This window comes from Methylobacterium longum (assembly GCF_022179385.1).
Taxonomy (GTDB): domain Bacteria; phylum Pseudomonadota; class Alphaproteobacteria; order Rhizobiales; family Beijerinckiaceae; genus Methylobacterium; species Methylobacterium longum.
In genome coordinates this window covers 1-1,900 of record NZ_BPQS01000116.1, presented here as the reverse complement: position 1 = coordinate 1,900, position 1,900 = coordinate 1, and the positions used below count along the sequence as shown (strand labels likewise).

1 protein-coding gene is annotated in these 1,900 nt (G+C 71.9%); it reads right to left on the bottom strand.

Annotated elements, in window-relative coordinates:
- Window positions 1-1,876: 1-deoxy-D-xylulose-5-phosphate synthase (dxs, locus tag MFF58_RS31530; protein WP_238294244.1), on the bottom strand; the 1,876-nt coding region annotated here is incomplete at its 3' end.
- Window positions 1,877-1,900 lie beyond the last annotated feature (24 nt).

Here is a 1,900-nt window from a genome sequence, read left to right as displayed (position 1 = left end):
CCGGCAGTGCGGTGAGGGCGGTTTTGACGATGCTGTCGGCGTCGAGGCCGGCCTCGGCGTACATCTTCTCGGGGCTGTCGTGATCCTGGTAGGCGTCCGGCAGCGTCATCGTCCGCACCCGCACGCGCCCCGCATCCAGCGCGCCCCGCTCGGCCAGAAGATGCAGGACCATCGCGCCGAACCCGCCCCGCGAGCCCTCCTCGATCGTGATCAGCACCTCGTGCTCGCGCGCCAGCTCCAGGATCAGCGCCTCGTCCAGCGGCTTGGCAAAGCGCGCATCCGCCACCGTCACCGCCACGCCCTGCTCGGCCAGCAGGTCCGCCGCCTTCAGGGCCTCGGACAGGCGCGTGCCCAGGGACAGCACCGCCACCCGCGCCTCCGCGTCCCGGCGCACGACCCGGCCCTTGCCGATCGGCAGGGCCTCGCCCCGCTCCGGCAGCTCGAGGCCGACGCCCTCGCCGCGCGGGTAGCGCAGGGCGATCGGACCCGAGTCGTGGACGTGGGCGGTCGCCACCATGTGCACCAGCTCCGCCTCGTCGGCGGCCGCCATCACGGTCATGTTCGGCAGGCAGCACAGATACGCCAGGTCGAACGCCCCGGCATGCGTCGCCCCGTCCGCGCCGACCAGACCGGCCCGGTCCATGCAGAACCGCACCGGCAGGTTCTGCAGCGCCACGTCGTGCACCACCTGGTCGTAGGCCCGCTGCAGGAACGTCGAGTAGATCGCCACGAACGGCCGGTACCCCTCGGTGGCCAGCCCCCCCGCAAACGTCACCGCGTGCTGCTCGGCGATGCCCACGTCGAAGGTCCGGTCCGGATGCGCCTTGCCGAACAGGTCGATGCCGGTGCCCCCCGGCATCGCCGCGGTGATCGCCACCACCCTCTCGTCGGCATCCGCCGCCTTGATCAGGCTCTCGCCGAACACCCGCGTGTAGGCCGGCGCGTTCGGCTTCGCCTTGGCCTGCACCCCCGAGACCACGTCGAACTTGACCACCCCGTGGTAGCGGTCGGCACTCGCCTCGGCCGGCGCGTAGCCCTTGCCCTTGCGGGTGACCACGTGCAGCAGGATCGGGCCGTGCTCGGCGTCGCGCACGTTCTTGAGCACCGGCAGCAGGTGGTCGAGGTTGTGCCCGTCCACGGGGCCGACGTAGTGGAAGCCCATCTCCTCGAACATCGTGCCGCCGCCCACCACCAGCGAGCGGGCATACTCTTCGGCCGCGGCCGCGCGCTGGTAGAGCGCCTTGGGCAGGAGCTTGCCGAGCTGCTTGGCGGTCTCGCGCAGGGACTGGTACGCCCCCCCCGAGGCCAGCCGCGCCAGGTAGGCCGACATCGCGCCCACCGGCGGGGCGATCGACATGTCGTTGTCGTTGAGGATCACGATCAGCCGCGAGTGCAGGGCGCCGGCGTTGTTGAGCGCCTCGTAGGCCATGCCGGCCGACATCGAGCCGTCGCCGATCACCGCGATGGCGTTGCGGCGCTTCTGCGCGCGGCCGGTCTGCCGGGCCGCGGCGTTGTCGAGGTCGCGGGCGACCGCCATGCCCAGCGCCGCCGAGATCGACGTCGACGAGTGGGCGGCGCCGAAGGGATCGTAGACGCTCTCGCTCCGCTTGGTGAAGCCCGACAGACCGCCGCCCTGGCGCAGGGTCCGGATCCGGTCGCGCCGCTCCGTGAGGATCTTGTGCGGGTAGCACTGGTGGCCGACGTCCCAGACGATGCGGTCGTCGGGGGTGTCGAACACGTGGTGCAGCGCCACCGTCAGCTCGACCACCCCCAGCCCCGAGCCGAGATGGCCGCCCGTGATCGACACCGCGTCGATCATCTCGGCCCGAACCGCCTCCGCAACGGCCGGAAGCTCCGACTCCGGAAGACCGCGCAACGCCGCAGGATTCGGGACACGGTC